At 65.1% G+C, this 22,654-nt stretch carries 19 protein-coding genes; 10 read left to right on the plus strand and 9 right to left on the minus strand.

The genetic code is table 11. The features are described from left to right. Nucleotides 1-122 precede the first annotated feature (122 nt). The 4 genes from AC1ROK_RS14010 (at nucleotide 123) to AC1ROK_RS14025 (ending at nucleotide 5,842) form a co-directional block, all read left to right on the plus strand. Nucleotides 123-2,420, plus strand: coding sequence for an efflux RND transporter permease subunit (locus AC1ROK_RS14010; RefSeq protein WP_492847850.1), 2,298 nt, complete (start codon nucleotides 123-125; stop codon nucleotides 2,418-2,420). Next, nucleotides 2,417-2,950, plus strand: coding sequence for a hypothetical protein (locus AC1ROK_RS14015; RefSeq protein WP_492847852.1), 534 nt, complete (start codon nucleotides 2,417-2,419; stop codon nucleotides 2,948-2,950). The genes AC1ROK_RS14010 and AC1ROK_RS14015 overlap by 4 nt, the downstream gene beginning before the upstream one ends. A 161-nt stretch (nucleotides 2,951-3,111) precedes the next feature. Further along, on the plus strand, nucleotides 3,112-5,007 hold the full coding sequence (locus AC1ROK_RS14020) for a sensor domain-containing diguanylate cyclase (protein ID WP_492847854.1): 1,896 nt from the start codon (nucleotides 3,112-3,114) through the stop codon (nucleotides 5,005-5,007). Between the two features lie 58 nt (nucleotides 5,008-5,065). Then, nucleotides 5,066-5,842 carry a class I SAM-dependent methyltransferase gene (locus AC1ROK_RS14025; protein WP_492847856.1) on the plus strand — a complete coding sequence of 259 codons (777 nt, stop codon included), beginning with the start codon at nucleotides 5,066-5,068 and terminating at the stop codon, nucleotides 5,840-5,842. Nucleotides 5,843-5,994: 152 nt separating this feature from the next. Here AC1ROK_RS14025 and ssb read toward each other — a convergent pair whose 3' ends face one another. Next, nucleotides 5,995-6,501 (minus strand): single-stranded DNA-binding protein, encoded by a 507-nt coding sequence (gene ssb, locus AC1ROK_RS14030; RefSeq protein WP_492847858.1) that lies wholly within the window; start codon nucleotides 6,499-6,501, stop codon nucleotides 5,995-5,997. 412 nt (nucleotides 6,502-6,913) lie between these two features. On the opposite strand from ssb, the gene uvrA reads away from it, so the two are divergent. The 4 genes from uvrA (at nucleotide 6,914) to AC1ROK_RS14050 (ending at nucleotide 11,717) form a co-directional block, all read left to right on the plus strand. Continuing rightward, nucleotides 6,914-9,802: an excinuclease ABC subunit UvrA gene (uvrA, locus tag AC1ROK_RS14035; protein ID WP_492847860.1), complete on the plus strand. Its 2,889-nt coding sequence runs from the start codon at nucleotides 6,914-6,916 to the stop codon at nucleotides 9,800-9,802. 86 nt (nucleotides 9,803-9,888) lie between these two features. Beyond that, nucleotides 9,889-10,944, plus strand: coding sequence for a dipeptidase (locus tag AC1ROK_RS14040; protein WP_492847862.1), 1,056 nt, complete (start codon nucleotides 9,889-9,891; stop codon nucleotides 10,942-10,944). 267 nt (nucleotides 10,945-11,211) lie between these two features. Further along, nucleotides 11,212-11,358 (plus strand): hypothetical protein, encoded by a 147-nt coding sequence (locus tag AC1ROK_RS14045; RefSeq protein ID WP_492847864.1) that lies wholly within the window; start codon nucleotides 11,212-11,214, stop codon nucleotides 11,356-11,358. 209 nt (nucleotides 11,359-11,567) lie between these two features. After that, the gene (locus AC1ROK_RS14050; RefSeq protein ID WP_082434573.1) at nucleotides 11,568-11,717 is read left to right on the plus strand and encodes a DUF1127 domain-containing protein; all 150 of its coding nucleotides are present in this window, start codon (nucleotides 11,568-11,570) and stop codon (nucleotides 11,715-11,717) included. Nucleotides 11,718-11,786: 69 nt separating this feature from the next. Here the strand turns inward: AC1ROK_RS14050 and AC1ROK_RS14055 are convergent, their stop codons facing one another. The 3 genes from AC1ROK_RS14055 to AC1ROK_RS14065 all read right to left on the minus strand — a co-directional run bounded on the left by AC1ROK_RS14055 (nucleotide 11,787) and on the right by AC1ROK_RS14065 (nucleotide 13,572). Continuing rightward, nucleotides 11,787-12,287 (minus strand): hypothetical protein, encoded by a 501-nt coding sequence (locus tag AC1ROK_RS14055; RefSeq protein ID WP_492847866.1) that lies wholly within the window; start codon nucleotides 12,285-12,287, stop codon nucleotides 11,787-11,789. Between the two features lie 22 nt (nucleotides 12,288-12,309). Then, complete coding sequence (locus tag AC1ROK_RS14060; RefSeq protein WP_492847868.1) at nucleotides 12,310-12,957, minus strand: glutathione S-transferase family protein; 648 nt, start codon at nucleotides 12,955-12,957, stop codon at nucleotides 12,310-12,312. A gap of 123 nt (nucleotides 12,958-13,080) precedes the next feature. Beyond that, complete coding sequence (locus AC1ROK_RS14065; RefSeq protein WP_492847870.1) at nucleotides 13,081-13,572, minus strand: ester cyclase; 492 nt, start codon at nucleotides 13,570-13,572, stop codon at nucleotides 13,081-13,083. 239 nt (nucleotides 13,573-13,811) lie between these two features. On the opposite strand from AC1ROK_RS14065, the gene trmFO reads away from it, so the two are divergent. After that, complete coding sequence (gene trmFO / locus AC1ROK_RS14070; protein WP_492847872.1) at nucleotides 13,812-15,203, plus strand: methylenetetrahydrofolate--tRNA-(uracil(54)-C(5))-methyltransferase (FADH(2)-oxidizing) TrmFO; 1,392 nt, start codon at nucleotides 13,812-13,814, stop codon at nucleotides 15,201-15,203. A gap of 52 nt (nucleotides 15,204-15,255) precedes the next feature. On the opposite strand, the gene AC1ROK_RS14075 is transcribed toward trmFO, so the two are convergent. From AC1ROK_RS14075 to yajC, 5 genes are all read right to left on the minus strand, one after another. Then, nucleotides 15,256-17,022, minus strand: a complete 1,767-nt coding sequence (locus tag AC1ROK_RS14075) for a DUF4153 domain-containing protein (RefSeq protein WP_492847874.1) — start codon at nucleotides 17,020-17,022, stop codon at nucleotides 15,256-15,258. A 70-nt stretch (nucleotides 17,023-17,092) separates the two neighbouring features. After that, nucleotides 17,093-17,932: a phytoene/squalene synthase family protein gene (locus tag AC1ROK_RS14080; protein ID WP_492847876.1), complete on the minus strand. Its 840-nt coding sequence runs from the start codon at nucleotides 17,930-17,932 to the stop codon at nucleotides 17,093-17,095. Next, nucleotides 17,929-18,318, minus strand: a complete 390-nt coding sequence (locus AC1ROK_RS14085; RefSeq protein ID WP_492847878.1) for an Mth938-like domain-containing protein — start codon at nucleotides 18,316-18,318, stop codon at nucleotides 17,929-17,931. Before AC1ROK_RS14085 ends, AC1ROK_RS14080 begins: the two co-directional genes overlap by 4 nt. A 3-nt stretch (nucleotides 18,319-18,321) precedes the next feature. Next, complete coding sequence (gene secD, locus AC1ROK_RS14090) at nucleotides 18,322-20,880, minus strand: protein translocase subunit SecD (RefSeq protein ID WP_492847880.1); 2,559 nt, start codon at nucleotides 20,878-20,880, stop codon at nucleotides 18,322-18,324. Nucleotides 20,881-21,016: 136 nt separating this feature from the next. Next, nucleotides 21,017-21,367, minus strand: coding sequence for a preprotein translocase subunit YajC (yajC, locus tag AC1ROK_RS14095; protein WP_492847882.1), 351 nt, complete (start codon nucleotides 21,365-21,367; stop codon nucleotides 21,017-21,019). Between the two features lie 185 nt (nucleotides 21,368-21,552). On the opposite strand from yajC, the gene AC1ROK_RS14100 reads away from it, so the two are divergent. Then, the gene (locus tag AC1ROK_RS14100; protein WP_492847883.1) at nucleotides 21,553-22,431 is read left to right on the plus strand and encodes an ATP-binding protein; all 879 of its coding nucleotides are present in this window, start codon (nucleotides 21,553-21,555) and stop codon (nucleotides 22,429-22,431) included. Nucleotides 22,432-22,654 lie beyond the last annotated feature (223 nt).

Consider the following 22,654-nt stretch of genomic DNA (forward strand, 5'->3'; position numbering starts at 1 on the left):
GAATCGCCGCACTGCGCCACATTCGGGAGGTGACGCGCCGCTCAAACGGCTGGACGCGTCGACCGTGAATCCGTAGTAATCCGCGCCTGACGCGGGGCGCCACCGTCTAGGGGACGAGTCTATTGTCGAATAATACTCTGCTTGGCCGGCTGTGGAACTGGGCCTTCGGGCATGATCGTTCCATCGGCTTCGGGCTTGAAACGCTCGGCCACATCACGCTGAAGCATCCGCGGATCATCACCGCGTTCGTGTTGCTTATGACGGTGTTCTGCGTCGTACAGGTGCCGCGCGCCAGCGTCGACGGCGACATGCTGCGCGTCTTCGCGCACTCCGGCGAGGAGTACGACAACTACGAACACCTGGCCAATACCTTCGGCACGTTCGAAAACGACATTTATCTGCTGGTCAATTCGCCCAGCCTGACCAATCCCGAGACCATCGAGACGATCCGCGCCATGGCGCTGGATATCTCCAACAGCGAATACATCACCGGCACCATGTCGGCGTTCACGCTGCGCGTTCCGGCCCCCGACGGCACCACCCTGCCCGCCGTTCCCGAGGGCATGCAGACCCCCGAGGAAGTCAGCAAGGCGCTGACCGACCTCTACAATAACGACCCGATGATGAAGAACCTGATCAACCCGGACCTGTCCGGCGTGGTCATCATCGTGTTCCCCAATCCCGAGATGACCAAGGGCGGCGGCACCCGCGCCATGATCGACGACCTGCGCTCGCTGGTCGCCGACTACGAGTCGGATCAGGTCCAGGTCGAACTCACCGGTCCGCCGATCTGGACCAGCGAGATGCTCAATGCCGCGGTCGACGACCAGATCACCTTCACGGTCTACGGCTTCGCGCTGGGTGCCCTGATCGCCCTGTTCTCGCTGCGCTCCTTCTGGGGCGCCGTGCTGGTCGCCGCCACGCCGTTCATCGCCGTGGTCTGGGTGATGGGGTCGATCATCGCGCTGTTCGGCTCGTTCTCCTTCCTCACCATCATCGTCACCACGATCGTTTTGGTGATCGCCTTCGCGGAGAGCCTGTTCTTCATCTTCAATTGGCTCGCCTATTGGCGGGAAGGCATGGACCCGTACAAGGCCGTCGATGAGACGGTACGCGTCGTTGGCCCGGCCAGTGCGCTCACCATGCTGACGACGCTGGTGTCCTTCGCCTCGCTGTCGCTGACCGCCGGCCAGGGCATCCAGGAATTCTCGATGGCCGGCACGCTGGCTTCGTTGATCAACTTCATCTGCCTGATGACGTTCCTGCCGCTGATCCTGAAGCTCGCTGTCCGGCTGGGCTTCAAGGCGCCCAAGCCGAGCTACGCCATTACCGCGCCGATCCCCCTCGCCTGGTTCGTTGCTTCGAAGCTCGGCCGGCCACTGGCAGTCATCGCCATCGTCCTCACCGGCCTGCTGCTCATCCCCTATGCACTGATCCAGCCGCGGTTCTCGTTCGAGGACTTCATGGCCAAGAACTCGACAGCGCTGACCGCGGCCGAGCAGATCGACCAGGGCGTCGGCGGCGTTGCACCGCTCTACGTCAACGTGCCGCTCGACGAAGGCATCGCCGATGTCGGCGACAAGGACTTCGAGAAGGTCAAGAAGGTCCACCAGATCGTCGAGAAGCACCTTGGCCAGAACAAGGTAATTTCGGCTGCCGCTTTCACGCACTATGCCGAGTCCGGCTTTACGCGGGAGCAGATCTTCAACGCCGTTGGCGATCTGCGCGCCCGCTTCGTCACACCCGACGGCACTCGCGCCCTCGTCACCGGGTTCATGCCGACGATCATCTCGTCCGAAGAGCTGGTCCGGCTCAAGGAAGGTATCGAGGCCGACATCAAGGCAGCCGGCATCGAAGGCGCCGAAGTCGGCGGCTTCCGGGTGATGACCACCTACGCTACCGACAACATCGTGCGCGGCCTGCAGCTCGACCTGACCCTGTCGGTGATCGTCAACCTGTTCCTGATCGGCTGGGCCTTCCGCTCGCTGCGCGTCGCCGTCGCGGCGGCCATCCCCAACCTCTTCCCGGTGCTCGGCACCGAGGCCTGGCTCTACTTCAGTGGTTCGGGGCTGCAACTGACCACCGTGCTGGCGCTGACCATCGCCTTCGGTATTGCCGTCGACGACACAACCCACTTCCTGTCGCACTATCTGCACTCGCGGCGCGAAGAAGGACGCTCGCACCTCGATGCTATTCATCACACGATGGAGCGTATCGGCGGCGCCATTATTGCAGCCACGCTGATCCTGTGCTCCGGCATGGCCATCGTCATGTTCTCGGCCCTGCCGCAAGTTGCCTTGTTTGGCACCCTGTTTGTGATAACTCTCGGCTTTGCATTGATCGGCGATGTGTTCATTCTGCCGGCTCTGCTGGTCGCCGGGGGGCGATTCTTTCATCCGCTTGGAGGCGTTAAGAAATGAAGCTCTTCGGACCCCTGCCGCGCATCGTCGCGCTCGCTGGTCTGCTGGCCGTCACCCCCATGGCCGCTGCGCCCGTGATGGCCGCACCGGCCGACGTGGCGCTGCTGAAGTCCTATGTCGGCAGCTGGAAGGGCCGCGGTACCCTGGTGGGCGCCGAGAGCGAGTCGGTGGTCTGCCGCCTGTCGCTCAGCGAAGGCAACTCCGACAAGGTCAACTATTCGGGCCGCTGCACCCTGGCCGGCACCAGCCTCGCCGTCAACGGCACGCTCGCCTATAGCGACCAGAACCGGCGCTATGAGGCGGCGATGACCTCGAACGTCACTTTCTCCGGCCTCGCCGTCGGCAAGAAGTCGGGCGACAGCATCGTGTTCAACCTCAAGGAGCGGAACAAGGACGAGGAAGGCAACGACCTCACGGTTACTGCTGCGATCGTCCTCAAGGGTTCGGGCAAGTCGATCGGCGTCGATTTCCAGGTGGTGTTCAACGCCACCGGCGAGATGCTGAAGGCCTCGGTGCCGTTCAGCAAGTAAGCCTGAATACTCCGCTCTACGCGTTTCGACGGACGGCCCGTGGCCGTCCGTTTTCGTTTTGATGAACAGATGAGGGACGATGCTAAGTTCCCGCTTTCGCCGATGTTAACGAGAGCATGCGACAAGCTCCGGGACACAATGCGTTCCGGAAGCCCTGCCTCATGGCCCGCCCGGCCCCCAAATCGCTGACCAGGCGCGCGGCGCTGTTTGTCGTCGCCATCTGCGCGGCGATCGTGGCGCTGGAAGGCTGGCGGGAATGGGTGGCCTATGACGCTGCCGTGCAGAAGGCCGAACTCGAGACGCAGAATCTCGCCCGCTCGATGCGCCAGCACGCCGAGGACACCTATGAGATTGCCGATCAGGCCGTCTCCCTGGTGAGTTTCCAGCTCGAGACCGCCGGTATCGAGCCCGAAGCGCTGAAGCAGACCGAAGCCTTCATGCTGCGCACCATGGAGAGCGCCCAGCGGCTGCGCGGCATCTATGTCTACGACGCCGACGGCAACTGGATGGTCACCACCGCCGCCAACATGCCACCGGGCGGCAACCAGGCCGCCTACAGCTACTTCCGCGATCATATGAACTCGCCGAGCGACGCGCCGTCCTTCGGCGCGCCGATTCGTGCCGCTGACGACGAGGCGATGGTGACCACAGTCAGCCGCCGCTTCGACCGGTCCGATGGCAGTTTCGGCGGCGTGGTGGTCGCGGCGATCGATACCCGCTACTTCGCCAATGTCTATGACGGCATCGACGTGGGCGCGCTCGGCACCATCAGCCTTTATGACAGCAACGGCCTGCTGCTCAGTCGCAAGCCCTATCACCCCGACCTCGTCAGCGAAGATCTCGGCGAGGGCGAGCTGTTCGCCCGGCCGGACCTCGCCCAGGCCTCGGGCGCCTACCACTACGATTCCGCCGTTGACGGCCATCGTCGCATCGGAGGCTATGATCGTGGCGCGCGCTACCCCATCGTCTCGGTCGTCGCTGTGTCGCACGCCGAGGCGCTGGCCAGCTGGGGCCGCGGCGCCCTGCAGCGCGGCGCCATCACCTTGGCGCTGACGCTCGCCGCGGCGCTGCTCGGCCTGCGGTTGGTCGACCAGATTCGCCGCCGGCACCGCAGCGAAACGGTGCTCGAGCAGAAGGAGGCCGAGTTCCGGCTATTGGCCGAAAGCGCCAGCGACCTCGTCGAACGCTTCGACACCGACGGCATGCGCACCTACATCTCCCCTGCCCTCGAGCGCCTGACCGGCCACCGGCCCGAGGAGATGCTCGGCAAGAGCGCCTTCGAGGTGGTGAACCCGATGGACCGTCCGGCGGTCGAGGCAGCTGCCGAGCGGCTGCGCCGGGGAGACACCGAGCAGGAGACGGTGTCGTTCCGCGTCCAGCACAAGGATGGCCGCGAGATCTGGCTCGAAACCTCGTTGCGCATCGCTGCCGAACGTTCCGATCAGCTGTCCGTCGTCGGCGTCACCCGCGACATTTCCGAGCGCAAGCGCCTCGAACTCAAGCTCGAGAGCCTCGCCATGCGCGATGGCCTCACAGGTATCGCCAACCGCCGCGCCTTCGATGAGGCCCTGACGCGCGAAATCGCCCGCGCCCGCCGCCTCTCCACTCCGCTGTCGCTGCTGATGGTCGACGCCGACCGCTTCAAGCGCTTCAACGACGATCACGGTCACCTCGCCGGCGACGCCTGCCTCAAATCGATCGCCGCCGTCGTGGCCATGGCAGCGCGCCGCCCCACCGACCTTGCGGCCCGCTATGGCGGCGAGGAACTCGCCCTGCTGCTGCCCGATACCGACATCGACGCCGCCCGCGCCATCGCCACCGATCTGTGTCGGCAGGTGCAGGCCCTTGCCATCCCGCACGCCCGCAACCTGCCCTGGCGTGTCGCGACCATCAGCATCGGCATCGCCTCGATCGATCCGCGTGACGAGGATGCCGTGCATGACGGCTCCTGGCTGATCAGTACCGCCGACCTCGCCCTCTACGACGCCAAGGCGCAAGGCCGAAACCAGAGCGTCGCCACCCCCGGCAAGCTCCGCACCCCGCGGCTGGTTGGTTGATCGTCGTCAAACCGGCACCACCTCCTGCTATGGAAACCGGCCGGCTGGAGCCAAACCGATGAACGATCGTCCTGGGGCATCCTTTGAGGAAAGCGAGGTCGTCGACCTCTATCCCTTCCGCCCGCCCTACCCCGAAACGGTCTTCCAAAAGCTGCGCCAGGTGGCGCCCCGGCACGACGCGATGCTGGATATCGGCTGCGGTCCCGGCAAAGTATCGCGCCCGCTGGCGCAGAGCTTCGCCCAGGTGGTTGCCGTCGATCCCTCGCAGCACATGATCGCGCTCGGACAAAGCCTCCCGGACGGCCGGGCGCCGAACCTTCACTGGGTGCGCGGCCTCGCCGAGGAAGCGCCGCTCGACGGCTGGCGCTTCGACCTTACCGTCGCCGCGGCCAGTATCCACTGGATGGATCACGACCGGCTGTTCCCGCACCTGCTGGCGCACGCGGCGCCCGGCCACGTGTTTGCGGCAGTCTCCGGTGACGATGCCTTCGAGCCGCCCTGGCAGGCCGACTGGCAGCGCTTCCTCGCCAAATGGGTGATGGAAGTCACCGGCAGGCCGTTCGAACCCCGCCGGCCGGATGCAATTGCCGGCGCTTTCCGCGGCCACGTCGCTGTGACCGGACGGGAGTTCTTCACCGCCCCCTTCAGCCAGAGCGTCGCCGATTTCATCAAGTGCCAGCACTCGCGCGACACCTGGGCCTATTCGAAGCTGGGCGGTCGCACCGCCGCGTTCGATGCCGAACTCGCTGAGCTCCTGGCGCCTCATGCTGAAGCGGGCCAGTTGAGCTACACGGTGAGGACGCTGGTGACTTGGGGCAGCATCGTTCCGAGGTAAGGCATTGACTGATGGGTCTTACCGGGCACCGAGCTCACTCCATTCACCGTGTCACCCCGGTGACACGGTGAATGGAGTGCTTTGGGTGCCCAGAAAACGAAACGGGCCGCTTGCGCGACCCGTCTAACCAGTTGTCCGATGCGAGAGCCCCCTCAGAACGGGATGTCGTCGTCCATCGAGCCGGACTCGAACGCCGGAGCAGAGCTCGGGCGACGCTCCTGCCGAGCCGGCGGACCGCCGAAACCGCTGGATTCGCGCGGGCTCGAGAAGCCACCGCCGCCCGAGGCGCCGGCGCCTTCACCATCACCGCGGCCATCGAGCATGGTGAGGTTCGAGTTGAACCCCTGCAGCACGACTTCGGTCGAGTACTTGTCCTGGCCGGACTGATCCTGCCACTTGCGGGTCTGCAACTGGCCTTCGATGTAAACCTTGGACCCCTTGCGCAGGTACTGCTCGGCGACGCGCACCAGGCCTTCCGAGAAGATCACCACGCGGTGCCACTCGGTCCGTTCCTTGCGCTCGCCGGAATTCTTGTCGCGCCACTGTTCGGAGGTCGCGACGCTCAGGTTCACCACCTTGCCGCCGCTCGGCAGGTTCCGCACCTCGGGGTCATTGCCGAGATTGCCCACCAGGATGACCTTGTTCACGCTGCCAGCCATGGCACTTTCCTTTCCAACGTTCCCGGAAACGCGCCCGGGAGAAACTCCGGCGCGTACCCTACCGCTATCGTCCGCCCGGCGCGCGCGCCAAAGGGCCTTAGCCCACAGCTTCGTCGGCGCGCCGTCGTTCCACTTATGTTCTCCTCGCGCCGCGGTTTGTCAAGCGTGGGCTGCACAGCGCCGGTGCATGATAGCCCTTGACCGACTCAAAGTTGTTCCTCTTATGTTCCCGTGAAGTTTTGAAGAGAGCCATGAACCGCCGTGGTGACAGGAGCCGTTGCGGCGTGGTTAGGTTGCAAGTCGGGCGCCGGATCCCCAGATGTGCGGCCGAGCCCCTCTTTTTTGAAACCCTGACACGATTTGGCACAAAGCGGCACTATGGTCGCGCGCCCTCGTCAAGTGGAAGTCTTTGATGGCCGACAAACCGAACCCGAACCGCGATCTCGTCATCAGGGGCGCCAAGGAACACAACCTCAAGAATATCGATCTGAGGTTGCCGCGCGACAGCCTCATCGTGATGACCGGGTTGAGTGGCTCGGGCAAGTCGTCGCTGGCGTTCGACACCATCTATGCCGAGGGCCAGCGTCGCTATGTCGAGTCGCTGAGCGCCTATGCGCGCCAGTTCCTCGAGATGATGCAGAAGCCCGATGTCGAGCAGATCGACGGCCTCTCGCCCGCCATCTCGATCGAGCAGAAGACCACCTCGCGCAACCCGCGCTCGACCGTCGGCACGGTCACCGAGATCTACGATTACCTGCGCCTGCTGTTCGCACGCGTCGGCATCCCCTACTCGCCGGTCACCGGCCTGCCGATCCAGAGCCAGACTGTCAGCCAGATGGTCGACATCGTCATGTCGCAGCCGCCGGAAACCCGGCTCTACCTGCTGGCGCCGATCGCCCGCGGCCGCAAGGGCGAATACAAGCGCGAGCTCAACGACCTGATGCGCAAAGGCTTTCAGCGCGTCAAGATCGATGGCGAGTTCCACGACATCGAGGACGCGCCCAACCTCGACAAGAAGATCAAGCACGACGTCGAAGTGGTGGTCGACCGCCTGGTCGTCGGCCCCGACATCGCCACGCGCCTCGCCGAGAGCTTCGAGACGGCGCTGAAGCTCGCCGACGGCATCGCCTTCGCCGAGTTCGCCGACGAGCTCGATGAGAACGGCGCCCCCAAGCGGCTGATCTTTTCCGAGAAGTTCGCCGATCCCATTTCCGGCTTCACCATCCCCGAGATCGAGCCGCGGCTGTTCTCGTTCAACAACCCGTTCGGCGCCTGCCCGGTCTGCGATGGCCTCGGCACCGAGCAGAAGATCGATCCGAACCTGATCGTCCCCGATGTCAGCCTTTCGCTGCGCGACGGGGCTATCCTGCCATGGTCCAAGACCAGCGCGCCCTACTACCTGCAGACCCTGCAGGCGGTGGCCAAGCACTATGGCGCATCGACCGGCACCGCCTGGGAGGAGCTCTCCTTCGAGGTGCAGCACGCCATCCTCTTCGGCACCGGCTCGACGCCGATCAACTTCGTCTATGACGATGGCCTTCGCACCTACAAGTCGACCAAGCCCTTCGAAGGCGTGATCGGCAACCTCGAGCGGCGCTACAAGGAGACCGAGAGCGCCGGCATGCGCGAGGAAATCGAGAAGTACATGTCGCAGGCGCCCTGCGTCGCCTGTAACGGGTACCGCCTGAAGCCCGAAGCTTTGGCGGTAAAGATCGATGGCCTGCACATTGCGCAGGTCAGCGAGAAGTCGATCAAGGCCGCGGCCGAGTGGTTCACTGCCCTGCCGGCCAAGCTGACCGAGCAGCAGAACAAGATCGGCGAGCGCATCTTCAAGGAGATCCGCGAGCGCCTCGGCTTCCTCAACGATGTCGGGCTCGACTACCTGACGCTCGCCCGCAATTCCGGCTCGCTCTCAGGCGGCGAAAGCCAGCGCATCCGCCTTGCCAGCCAGATCGGCTCCGGCCTCACCGGCGTCCTCTACGTGCTCGACGAGCCCTCCATCGGCCTGCACCAGCGCGACAATGCCCGCCTGCTCGAAACCCTGCAGCGGCTGCGCGACATCGGCAACACGGTGATCGTCGTCGAGCACGACGAGGACGCCATCCTGCTCGCCGACTATGTCGTCGACATCGGCCCGGGCGCCGGCGTCAATGGCGGCCACATCGTCGCCGAGGGATCGCCGCAGGACATCATCCGCAACCCCAAGAGCATCACCGGCCAGTACCTGTCGGGCGCGCTGAGCATCCCGATGCCGGTGGAACGGCGCAAGCAATCGAAGACCAAGAAGCTCCACATCGACGGGGCGACCGGCAACAACCTGAAGAACGTCTCGGTCGACGTGCCGCTGGGCAATTTCGTCGCCATCACCGGCGTCTCCGGCGGTGGCAAGTCGACGCTGATGATCGACACGATGTACCAGGCGATCGCCCGCCGGCTGAACGGCGCGCGCGTCAACCCGGCGCCGCATAACCACCTCACCGGCCTCGAGCACCTCGACAAGGTGATCGACATCGACCAGTCGCCGATCGGCCGCACGCCGCGCTCGAACCCCGCCACCTATACCGGCGCCTTCGGCCCGATGCGTGAATGGTTCGCCGGCCTGCCGGAAGCCAAGGCGCGCGGCTATGGCCCAGGGCGTTTCTCGTTCAACGTCAAGGGCGGCCGCTGCGAGAAGTGCGAAGGCGACGGCGTCATCAAGATCGAGATGCACTTCCTGCCCGATGTCTATGTGACCTGCGAAGTGTGCAAGGGCCACCGCTACAATCGCGAGACCCTCGAGGTGCAGTTCAAGGGCAAGTCGATCGCCGACGTGCTCGACATGACCATCGACGAAGCCGTGGAGTTCTTCGCCGCGGTGCCCTCGATCCGCGAGAAATTCCTCACCCTGCAGCGTGTCGGCCTCGGCTACGTCAAGGTCGGCCAGCCGGCGACCACGCTCTCGGGCGGCGAAGCGCAGCGCGTCAAGCTCAGCAAGGAACTCAGCCGCCGCGCCACCGGGCGCACGCTCTACATGCTCGACGAGCCGACAACCGGGTTGCATTTCCACGACATAGCCAAGCTCCTTGAAGTGCTGCACGAGCTGGTCGACACCGGCAACACCGTGGTGGTGATCGAGCACAACCTCGAAGTCATCAAGACCGCCGACTGGGTCATCGACATGGGCCCCGAAGGCGGCGATGGCGGCGGCGAGGTGGTCGGCATCGGCACCCCCGAGGACATTGCGGCCAACCCCCGCTCCCACACCGGCCGCTTCCTCAAGGAAGTCATGGAACGTCGCCCGCAGCGGACTGCGGCGGAGTAGCTCACAGGATGGGGCGGATGCAGCCTTGCGGCTCTCCGCCCCGCCTGATCTGCTGAGCCATTGCTTCGGCCCACCAGGACTATTCCGTGTCTCAGCCCCTCCCCATTTTCGACGGCCATAACGACGCGCTGCTGCGCCTGTTCAATTCCACCGCTGCCGACCCGGTCGCCGGCTTTCTTGCCGGCGGCGAAGAGGGGCATATCGACCTGCCCAAGGCCCGCGCCGGCCACCTCGCCGGTGGCCTGTTCGCAGTGTTCTGCCCATCGCCCGAGAAGATCGATTTCGGCGCCCTGCGCGCCGCCGGCGGCGAAGTGCCGATGCCGCCGCCGCTCCCCATGGATGCCGCCCGCGCCAGCGCTGTCAGGATGATCTCGCTGCTGTTCCAGCTCGAGCGCGCCTCCGGCGGCCAGTTCGCGGTGTGCCGCAGCGCAGCCGATATCCGCAGCGCCATGGGCCGTGGAGCAATGGCGGCAGTCCTCCATATCGAAGGCGTCGAGTGCATCGATCCCGAGCTCGATTTCCTTGAAGTGCTCTACGCCGCCGGGCTGCGTTCGCTCGGCCCGGTGTGGAGCCGCAACAATGCCTTCGGCTATGGGGTGCCGTTCCGCTTCCCCGGCTCGCCCGATATCGGCCCTGGCCTCACCGAGGCCGGCAAGCGCCTGGTCGCGGCCTGCAATCGCCTGGGCGTGCTGATCGACCTGTCGCACCTCAACGAGCGCGGCTTCTGGGATGTGGCGGAACTGTCGAGCGCCCCGCTGGTCGCCACCCATTCCAACGCCCACGCCCTGTGCCCGACGCCGCGCAACCTCACCGACGACCAGTTGCGCGCCATCCGCGACAGCAACGGCATGGTCGGGCTCAACTTCGCCACCGGCTTCCTCAGGCCCGACGGCCAAATGAACCCCGAGACCGATATCGAGCTGATGGTCCGCCACCTCGACCACCTGATCGAAATCGCCGGCGACACCCATGTCGGCATCGGCTCGGATTTCGACGGCGCCATGATCCCCTCGACCATCGGCTCAGCCGCCGACCTGCCCGTGCTGGTCGAAGCACTCGAGCGCCATGGCTATGACCGCCCGCTGCTCGAGCGTCTGGGCACCGGCAACTGGCTGGCGCTGCTCGAACGCACCATCGGCTGAACCAGGCCGCCTTCAGGAAAAAGCCTGTCCCCGCGAAGGCGGGGATCGCTTTTTCCGGTTCGAAAGCGCGGTCGAATGACCTGCTCTTGGCCCGCATCGTGGCAACCGTGGCGCCGGCCGGGCGGTCGGCGCCTTTGCGCGCAATCTGTGACAGTCGCGTGAAATTGCCATGCGCCGGACGCATGTCGGCACTGAGAACTCACTGCATGTGCGTCGGCGCAAATCGGCTCATGCTGATGGTGTGGTGATCCGCAAAAGGAGAACGCCATGTTTGTTCGTGCCGTCTGGCGCCATAAGCGACTGGTCGACATCAGGCAGACCTTGCGGGAACTGGACGTCCCCACAACCCGTGATGCTCTGGGGATTGTGGGCCCAGACTTCCAGAAGATGACCCGCGGGCTGTTCGACCGCTGACCCTTCATCTGTCGCTAACCATTCGAGAATGGCCGCCGTGTGCCCGGCGGCCATTTTCTTGCCGGGGCCTCGCCGTCAGTCTGAATCGCAAATGAACATGAGCGGTTAATGCCATGCACCAGACGCATAACGGTTCTGATGCATCTCCATCTGCTCGTTCCCCTCGAACGAGACTATCTATGTCCTCGTAAACGAAAGGAGACTTCCAAATGGGTATTCGCACTACGCTGAAGAAGTGGGCCGCCTACCAGCAGACCGTCCGTGAGCTCAACGCTCTCGACACCCGTCAGCTGAGCGATCTCGGCATCACTCGCACCGACATCCAGCGCATCGCCCGCGACCATGCGCGCACCATCTAACGGTTCGCTCTCTGGTTCGTGCCTGACGCCGGGATCATAGAACGCTCGCTTCCTGATAGAAGCGGGCGTTCAGCCTTTTTGGGCCGCTCGTTCCTGTCGATGCTCACTGCATCGCCATAGTGAATCCAGTGCCTCGGACGACGCTTCCAACCCGACGCTATAGACTTCTTCGCCCACCTCTACGACCAACAGCTTGCCCCTCGCGAATCCAGCGAGAAACGCCAGCGCGTGCTCGGGCACAGCAGGAAACGCCAGTTGTCGAGGGCCCTGTACGACCGGCGTACCGGTCACGGGCAAGCCATCGATGGTGATGCGGGCATCGACCGCTTGGCCGAGATCGAATCTGTCGCGACCAAACAGCACCGAGACGTCGAACGGGTTGTCGGCATCGGCATGCACGATCAGCGCGCGATCTCGATCGCCCACCTTGACGAGGTCGCAGCCGCTGTTTCCGCGATCGGACTGCACCACCTGCCAGTCGTAGTGAGGAAAAGGCATCTCGTTCTTGGCCGCGGCCCAGGCGGGCTGGCAGAGAACAGCGACGACTACGCTCGACATCAAGTACTTCACTTCCCGGGCTCCATCGGTGGCCTCAGAACGCCAGCCGCCCCACCAGTTCCTCATAGGACACGTTGATCGCCTTGCGGAACGCCGCGCGCTCGTTGAGCCGGGCATGCCACGCCTCGACATGCGGCAGCGAAGGCCGCTCGATCGGCATGGTCGACCAACGGAACAGCGACGCGCCCGCGACGATGTCGGCATAGCTCAGCTCGCTGCCGCCCAGATATGGCGCCTCAGCCAGTCGCGCGTCCAGCATGCGGAAGCACCTAATCGAAGCCGCGAGCGCCTTGTCGATCGCTGTCGCATCCTGCTGCGCCACCGGCGTCCGCACCTTCAGCCAGAACAGCCCGATCCAGGCCGACTGGAACGTCGTCGCCGTCCAGTCGGTCCACTGGTCCACTACCGCGCGATCGCGTGCTTCCATCGGAAACAGCAGCCCGCTGCCGTACTCGGCGCTCAAATAGCGGACGATGGCGTGGCTCTCCCAGACGGTGAGGCCGCGGTCGCGCAGCGTCGGCACCAGGCCGTTGGGGTTCATCGCCAGATACTCGGGGGTGTCGTTGCCCTTGAAGCCGCCACCCAGCGGCACATGCTCGTAAGGCAGCTCGAGCTCTTCCAGCGCCCACACCACTTTCTGGACGTTCCCCGAACTCAAGCGTCCCCAAAGCGTAATGGTCATGGCATCTCCAGAAAGTTGCGTGGCTCCCGCTCGCTAGCTATCTGGCGCGTAATGACAAAACAAGGGCAGACCGACCGGGCCCGCAAGCCGTCATTCGCGGGCCCGTGGCCTTGCGGTACAGCCTCAGTTGGCCGCCGGGGGCTTCATGGCACCCATCTGGGTCATCATCTGCAGGAGTTGTTCGACGTGCCAGACTTCGGCGAGCTTCCCGTCGCGGACCAGCCAGACATCGATCGCCTTGAAGTCCACCGGCTTGTTGGTGGCGGCCATCTCCATCATCATCCCGTCATTGGTGCCCTTGGCGCTGGAAACCACGGTCACGTAGTCGCCGCTCACCAGCACCAGTTCGTTCTCGATCTTCATGTCGGAGAACGCCGTAGCGAACCCCTGAAGCTCCTTGGTCAGCGCCTCGACACCCGCAGCCATCTCGGGACCGCCGGTGTGATCAACGATGTCGGCGGCGATGAACTCCGGAAAGGCATCGAAGTTTCGAGCGTTGAACTCGGTGTAGAACCGCCGGGCGAGCGCTTCGTTTGCGGCGTCATCCGCCAGCGCTGGCCAGACTGCCAGGGCGAGCGCTCCGAGGGCGACAAAACCAACGAACAATCTCTTCATGTGGGCCTCCCTAAGCCTGGTGCACGCTGTCCGGGACCGGACCGTGACAGAGTGGGAAAACGCGTCGCCGAGGGGGGGCGACCCGGCCGCTTCAAGTTCTAGCACCGAGGAATGTGGCGGGTAACACACGTCCCCGTGTCGTCCGGGTCGCTCCGTCGCGCCGATGGTCGCCGATGCGTGATGGCGAAGGCGCTGCCCCGAACGTTGCGCAGCCCCGCCCCAATTGCTATCTGGCGCCCATGTCAAAACACCTCGAACCCATTCATGTGATCGGCGGCGGGCTCGCCGGCTCGGAAGCCGCCTGGCAAGCCGCCGAGGCCGGCGCCAAGGTGGTGCTGCACGAGATGCGGCCCACCCAGAAGACCGACGCGCACCAGACCGAAGGCTTTGCCGAATTGGTCTGCTCCAACAGCTTCCGGTCCGATGATCACCAGCACAATGCCGTCGGCCTGCTGCATGAAGAGATGCGCCGCTGTAACTCGCTGATCATGCTTGCCGCCGATGCGCACAAGCTGCCGGCCGGCGGTGCGCTGGCGGTCGATCGCGATGCGTTCTCCGATGCGGTCACCGCCGCCATCCACAACCACCCGAACATCTCGATCGAGCGCGGTGAAGTCGCCGGGCTGCCGCCTGCGGAATGGCAGAATGTCGTCGTCGCCACCGGGCCGCTGACCTCCCCTGCCCTCGCCGAGGCGATCCAGCAGCTCACCGGCGAGGACTCTCTCGCCTTCTTCGACGCCATCGCGCCGATCGTCCACTACGAGTCGATCAACCACGACATCGTCTGGGCGCAGTCGCGCTACGACAAGGTCGGGCCGATGGGCAACGGTCAGGATTACCTCAACTGCCCGATGGACGAAGCGCAGTACAATGCCTTCGTCGATGCGCTGATCAGCGCCCCGCTGCATGAGTTCAAGGACTGGGAGAAGGTGCCGTATTTCGATGGCTGCCTGCCCATCGAGGTGATGGCGGAACGCGGCCGCGACACCCTGCGCTGGGGCCCGATGAAGCCGGTCGGCCTCACCAACCCGCGCAACCCGACGGTGAAGGCCCATGCCATCGTGCAGCTCCGCCAGGACAATGCGCTGGGGACGCTCTGGAACATGGTCGGCTTCCAGACCAAGATGCGCTACGGCATCCAGGCCGAAATCTTCCGCATGATCCCCGGCCTCGAGAACGCGCAGTTCGCCCGGCTCGGCGGGCTGCACCGCAACACCTTCCTCAACTCGCCCAAGGTGCTGGGGCCGGACCTCAAGCTCAAGGCCATGCCGCGGCTGCGCTTTGCCGGCCAGGTCACCGGCGTCGAGGGCTATGTCGAGAGCGCCGCCGTCGGCCTGATGGCCGGCCGCATGGCCGCCGCCGACGCTCGCAGCGAGCACCTGGCGATCCCGCCCGCCACCACGGCAATGGGCGCCCTGATCAACCACATCACCGGCGGCCACCTCGAGGCCGAAGCCTATTCCGGCGCCCGCAGCTTCCAGCCGATGAACGTCAATTTCGGCCTGTTCCCGCCGGTATCGATCACCAAGCCCGAAGGCCATGTCGGTCGCTGGAAATCGACCGAAAAGACCATCGCCAAGAAAGAGGCGATCACCTCCCGGGCGCTCGACGACATCATGGCGTGGGCCTGAAGGAATTCGTCCCCAACCACAGGGGCACCCCGGCGCAGGGCCGGGGCCAATCCTATTGGACCACGGCCGAGAACAACTGGCCCTCGAGACCGTTCAGCACGTAGGGGCCTGCATCGCTCTCGCCGCGATCGAAGCTTGCCGACTGCAGCACCAACCGGTAGCCCCGGCCTGCGACGGTGAAGTCGATCCACGGCGTGACGAGGAAGCCGCTGCTCTGCCGGGCCAGCCAGGCCGTAAGGTCGAGCGGTTGCAGATCCTCGTCGGTGCTGCCTGCCGGGCCGACCCGAACTGCGCCGCCGGACATGACGAAGCGCAGCGGTGGCAAGGCAACCGCGGTGTCGCCGTAGAGCCCGACCGGGCGGATCAGGTACGGAGTCGCCGTCACGTCCACCGGCGCACCGTCGAAATCGCGGAATAGGGTCGCGAGGCGCGGGTCGCCATCCGTTGACGGCTGACTGATCCCCAGCGCCTCAAGCACCACGTACGAGCCATCCTGCGCGGCGTCCCAGGTCACGCCATACTTGCCCATCACCTCGCGCACCGCGCGCTGACCCTCGCGCGAGCCGGTAAGGTAATCGATGATCCCGCGCGCCTCGGCGATCTCCTCGGCGCTCCAGTCGCCGCGCGGCGGGCTGGCGGATTTGTCGGCGCCGGCATTCATCACCAGCGCCTCGAGCCGCAGCGCCTGGGTGCTCTGCGCCAGATAGCTGTAGTTCCAGGGCCCCACCGAGAGCAGCAGCAGGATCGCTCCGGCCAGCGCCGGGATCAGCCGGATGTCGCCCCGCCCGACGATGAACACCAATGCCAGCAATGCGGCCCAGACGCCGCCGGCCAGCAGCAGGATACGTTCGGCGGTGAGCCCATAGGCATCCACCCGCACCCACACCGCGATGAAGAACAGCACCAGCGGGGCCAGCGTCAGCCAGAACCACCAGGCGCGGAATAATCGCACCAGCGGTCGCGATCGCATGAAGGCCGGATGGACGATCAGCCAGGTCGCAGCCCCGGTAACCACGAACCCCAGCACCATCCAGCCGATCATCCCCTGCGGCAGCTTCTGGGTGATGGCGATCTGTGCCGCGTAAGCGACGAGGATCAGCGCATAGATCACCAGCAACGGCACCAGGATGAACTGGCCGATGAAGCCGATCGACAACGGCAGGAAGTCGACCCGGTCGAGCTCGCCGGCCCGATAGGACGACAGCCTGGGCAGCGTCGCCAGCCAGTACACCGGCGCCAGGAACAGCCCGACGAACGGCAGCACCGTGTTGTAAAAGATCTGCCCGGTCTCGAGGCCGAACAGGATGGACAGCGAGCGCTCGATCGCCGCGATGCCGAGCCCGATGATCAGCGCCGCAGCCGCTGCGATCACCGCGGTGGCGATGGCTTGCTGGTTCACCCACCAGAAACGATCCTGCTGCTCGGCCCGCGGCGCCCCGCGCTCGATCCGCGTGAACGGCGACACCGAAAGCCAGAGCAGCGAAATCGCCGGCAGCGCCCACGGCACGATCCAGGCCGTATCCGTTACCTGGAACGCACCGATCGCCGCCAGCGGCAGCGCATAGCTCAGCAGCAGCCCAGCGATCCGCGCCGTCGGACGACTTTCGGAGAAATAGACGCCGGCCACGGCAAGCACGGCGCCTGTCGCCAGCCCGGCTGCGGCGCGCATCCACTGCTCATGCTGGAGCCAAGCGACCTGATTGAGCGCCCCGATGACAACAAGCGTATTGGCGAGCGCCAGGAGGATGGCAAACCAGAACCGCTGCCAGGTCAGCAGGAAATCCGGAGCCTGCTTCTCCAACCACGCCCTGAAACCCATCGCGCCCTCATCCCCTGAGGCTATGCCTGACGGGCCATGATGGCGATTCTCGGACCGGCCACCAGCGCCGTCATGCGCGACGCGCCGACCACCACCACATTGCAAGGATCTTGCGCCAGTCAGCTATCGCGGTTGTTGCCGCAAATGGCGTGCGGTTTCGCGCGGCCTGGCGCAGGTCCCGCCCGATCAACGCCGCGGGCGCGAAAGCCGGCCGCAGGTGTGTCGGCAGCGCCGATATGGCCGCCTCGGCCTTGCCCAGATGTTCAGCCGCCAGATCGTTCACCTGCCCCAGCGCCGCGAACAGCCCCTCGCTCTCCGCGCCGGCAAGGATCTCGCCATCAGTCACGCCATTGGCGGCAAAAATGTTCATCGGCAGGAAGATCCGCCCCTGCGAGGCGTTGAAGCCGAAGGCACGCAGGTGGCCCGCCAACGCGTGCGCTACGCCGAGATGCCCGGCCGCATCGCCGGTCTCGATTTCGGTGCCACCGTTCAGCGCCATCGCCGCGAGCTGGTAGAGCACCGAGACGGTCTCGCCGGCATAGCCTTCGAAACTCGCCACATCGGGCATCGGGTCCTGGTAGAGGTCGAAGCGCCGTGCCGCCACCAGCCGGAGCAACGGTCCGCTCGGCAGCCCATAGCGCGACATCGCGTCGAGCAGCGCCGCCGCCAGAGGGTTCTGGCGTACATTGCCGTGCCCCGTCCCCTTCAGCGCATCGGCCCACCATTGCAGTCGGATTTCTCCGGCCGTCGGCTCGCGGGCCCGGTCACGGATCGACGCCACATCGGCACTGAACGCATAGAGCGACTGGATCGCCGTCCGCTCCGGCTCCTTCAGCAGCAGCGTCGCGAAGTAGCGGTCGCGGTCGGCGTCGCGCAGGAAGCTCGCGACATACCCGGCATCTTCGCTCATCGGGCGCTCTCGACCGCCAGCAGCGCCGCGCCCACAGCGCGGTCTTCGGCCAGCAGCACGTTGTAGGTGCGGACTGCTCCCCCGGTGGCGATCGCCTCGACGATCACCCGGCGCTCCTTCAGCGCGGCACGCACCGCGGGGTCGAGCCCGGCGATATCGCCGCCGAGCCCAATCAGCAGCACATCGAGCTGATCGGCGGCCTCCAGCACGGCCTGAAGGCTCTGGAGCGTCACCTCAGTGGGAAGCGTCGCCTCCCAGGCGAACATGCCGCCGGGGAGGCAGAGCAGCGAGCCGCGATGCGACAGCCCGGCAAAGCGGAAACCGCCATTGCCATAGGCGTCGATGGGGACTTGCCGGGGATAGAACCCCTCCCCGCGCTCAACCACGGATCAAACCGCGGCGCCGTCGGCGCGCTTGTTCGCCTTGGCCTTCTTTTCCTTCTCTTCTTCCATCTCGCTGCGCGGCTTGAGCCCGAAATGGATCAGGATCGGGCCGCCGATGAAGATCGAGGAATACATGCCGAAGATCGAGCCGAAGGTCATGGCGATGGTGAAGCCACGGATCGACTCGCCGCCGAAAAACACCAGCGGGAACAGCGCCAGAAGCACGGTGAACTGCGTCAGCGAGGTGCGGACGATCGTCTGGTTGATCGAGAGGTTGATGATCTCGGCCACCGACATCTTCTTGTATTTTCGTAAGTTCTCTCGAACGCGGTCGGATATCACCACCGTTTCGTTGAGTGATAGACCGACCAGTGTCAGCACCGCCGCAATCGAACTGAGGTTGAACTCCAACCCGGTTATCGAAAACAACCCGACGGTCATGATCACGTCGTGCAGCGTCGTCGTCACCGCCGCGAGGCCGAACTGCCACTCGAACCGGAACCACACGTAGATCAGGATCGCCACCAGCGTCACCAGCACCGCAATAGTGCCGTTGAAAGCCAGTTCGCCTGACACCGTGCCGCTCACCGCTTCGGTGCGGCGGACCTCGTAGTTTTCGGTGGCCAGCGTCTTGGTGACTTCCTGCACCGCCGCCTGCTGGGCAGCGTCGCCGCCCTCCTGCAACTGGATGCGGACCAGCAGGTCCTGCGTCGTACCGAAGCTCTGCACCTGCACTTCGCCGAGGTTCAGCGGATCGAGCAATTCTCGCACCCGCGCCGGGTCAGCGTCGCCTTCGGCCGTGTGCTGCACTTCGATGGCCGAGCCGCCGACAAAGTCGATGCCCAGGTTGAAGCCCTTGAAATAGGCGGTGCCGATGGCAAGCACCGTCAGGACGATCGAGAGGATGATCGCATTGCGCGACATCTTCATGAAGTCGATCTTGGTGCCGTCGGGGATGAAGCGGAAATGCTGGATACGCAGCGTCTTGGGGCGCTTCCAGTGGTACCAGATGCCGATGAAGAAGCGGGTCACCGTGTAGGCGGTGAACAGCGAGGTCAGGATGCCCAGCGCCAGCGTCACGGCGAAGCCCTGGATCGGGCCCGAGCCGAGGAAGTACAACACGATCGCCGCAATCAGCTGCGTCAGGTGGGAGTCGATGATGGTGCCCCAGGCGCGGTGGAAGCCCGCGTCCAGTGAGGCAAGGATCGATTTGCCGGCCCGTTGCTCCTCGCGCATGCGCTCGTAGATCAGGACGTTGGCGTCGACCGCGACGCCGATCGTCAGGACGATACCGGCGATACCGGGCAGCGTCAGGGTGGCGCCGATGGCCGACAGCGAGCCGAGGATCAGGAAGATGTTGAGGATCAGCGCTACGTTGGCGAACACGCCGAACATGCCGTAGGCGATGACCATGAAGGCCAGTACCAGCACCGAGGCCACCGCGCCGGCGGTGATGCCGGCGCGGATCGAGTCCGCGCCGAGGCTGGGGCCGACCGAGCGCTCCTCGACCACGTCGAGGCTGGCCGGCAGCGCGCCGGCGCGAAGCAGCACGGCGAGATCGTTGGCCGATTGCGGGGTGAAGTTGCCGCTGATCTGGCCGGAGCCGCCGGTGATCGGCTGCTGGATGACCGGCGCGGTGATCACCTGGTTGTCGAGCACGATGGCGAAGCGCTTGCCGACGTTCTTCGAGGTGATTTCGCCGAAGGTGATGGCGCCACGGGTGTCGAACTGGAAGCTCACCACCGAACGCGAGGTCTGCTGGTCGAAACCGGGCTGTGCGTTGGTCAGCGATTCACCGCCGAGCTCGATGTTCTCGTTCAGCAACTCGCTGCCGCCATCGGCGCTCGGCAGGATGAAATAGCCCGACGGGATGCCCTGCGCCTCGGCCTGCGCCGCGGTCATCGAAGGGTGGACCAGGTGGAAGGTGAGGCGCGCCGTCTGCTGGACAATCTTCTTCAGCCGCTCGGAGTCCTCGAAGCCAGGGACCTGCAGCAGCACGCGGTCCTGCCCCTGGCGCTGGATCGTCGGCTCGGTGGTGCCCACTTCGTCGACGCGGTTGCGGATCACTTCCATCGACTGCGCCACCAGCGACGACATCCGCTCCTTGACGCCCTCGGGTGTCAGCGACACCACGATCTTGCCATCCGGCGTCTCGGAGAACGCCAGTTCCGGCACGCCGCCGACGCCGAAACTGCTCGACACGTTGTTCTGCAGCTTCTGCACCGCCGTCATCGCGGCGGCTTTCTGCGTCGGATCGGTCAGTTCGATGGTGATCGAGTCCGGGCCGGTGGTGATCAGGTTGCCGATGCCGTTGTCATTGGCCAGCGCCGAGCGCACGTCGCGGCGCAGCGTCTTGATCCGCTCGGTGATGATCGACTCACGGTTCACCTGCAGCAACAGGTGCGAGCCGCCCTGCAGGTCGAGACCGAGCACCACGGTCTGCTTGGGCAGGAAGCCCGGCCAGTTGGCGAGGATATCCTTGGGCAGGAAGCTCGGGATGGTGAACAGGATGCCAAGTATCGCAACGATGACGATGATGGCTGACCGGATTGGCGATGACTGCATGGTCGGAACTTGGGTCCTGTATGGTGCCCGTGGGAGCAGCAAGCTGCGTCAGGGCAAACGGAGCCCAGTGGCTCCGCGTCTATGTCAGAAATGCGTCAGCCGGCCCACTTGCTGGGCCGGCTGAAATGGAGACGGCTCAGGAAGCCTTGTTGTCGTTGACTGGCGTCGACTTGGAGCGGACGTCCGAGATACCACCGCGCGTGACCTTGACGCGGGTACCCTGGGCGATCTCGACCTCGAGGTCTTCGCCATCGACCGCCTTGGTGACCTTGCCCACCAGGCCGCCCGAGGTGACCACGGTATCGCCGCGGCTGATCGACGACAGCATCGCCTGGTGCGCCTTCATGCGCTTCTGCTGCGGACGGAAGATCAGCAGCCAGAAGATCACGACCAGCAGCAGGATCGGGGCGAACTGGATCAGCAGATCACCGGCGCCCATCGAGGGGGCAGCGCCTGCGGCTTGCGCGAAGGCGGGGGTCACGAACATTAAGAAGCTCCTTGCATAGTGGCTGTCGGCACGACGGATGGCCGTTGTTGACCCATATAGGGCCGGTCTCCGGCGCTGGACAGTCCAACCCGGCAAAAATCGGCCGGAATATAGAGGCCGTGCACAAGGATTGCAAAGCCAATCGGGCTGCGTCAAAACGGGGGCGTACCCGGGAGTTCGCCCATATGACCACCGACTATTCCGCCGACATCGCGGCGGCCCTCGCCCGCATCGCCGATACGCTCGAAGCCATGAAGCCCGGCGCCGGCACTCCGGCCCCCGCCCTCACCGACGCCAACGCCTATCACTGGGACGCTACGGCAGATGCGCTCATCCCGGTACCCAAGGTGTCGCGTGTGCCGCTCGCCATGCTCAAGGGCATCGACGACGTGCGCGAGATCCTGCTGCAGAACAGCCTGCAGTTTGCGCGCGGCTATGCCGCCAACAACGCGCTTCTCTGGGGCGCCCGCGGCATGGGCAAAAGCTCGCTGGTCAAGGCCGTGCACGCCCACATCAACGGGCTTGGCGGCTCCGCCATCAAGCGGCTGATCCTCATCGAGATCGCCCGCGAGGATATCGAGGCCCTGCCCCGGCTGATGCGGCTCATCTCGAAGGAGGAGAGCGCCCGCTTCATCGTGTTCTGCGACGACCTGAGCTTCGACAAGGACGAGACCAGCTATAAGTCGCTGAAGACCATCCTCGATGGCGGCCTCGAGGGCCGGCCCGAAAACGTGCTGTTCTACGCCACCTCCAACCGCCGTCACCTGATGCCGCGCGACATGGTGGAAAACGAGCGCTCCACCGCCATTACCCCGGGCGAAGCCGTCGATGAAAAAGTGTCGCTGTCGGATCGCTTCGGCCTCTGGCTGGGCTTCCACAACTGCGACCAGCCGACCTATCTGGCAATGATCCGCGGCTATTGCGACGAATATGGGCTCGTGATCGACGACGAAACGCTGCGCGCCCGCGCCGTCGAATGGTCGATGACCCGCGGCGCGCGCTCCGGCCGCGTCGCCATCCAGTTCGTCCGCGCGCTGGCCGGCGAACAGGGTAAGGCGATCTAGAACCCGAGCGAGTAAGCGAGTAGCGAGTAGCGAGTAGCGAGTAGCGAGTAGCCGGTTACCAAGCCAGGTCCCCCTCGCAACTCTTCTATTCGCTCCTCGCCACTCGCCGCCCACCCTAAGCATTACCGCGTACTTTGCTAAGCGACTCCGCGCCACCCCACGCGCAGATGTTGCCAGTACGGCGTTTGCGCATTGCTCACGGGAATTCCACTTATCTTGCCTA

The organism is Devosia sp. GW821-FHT12F11 (assembly GCF_058806655.1).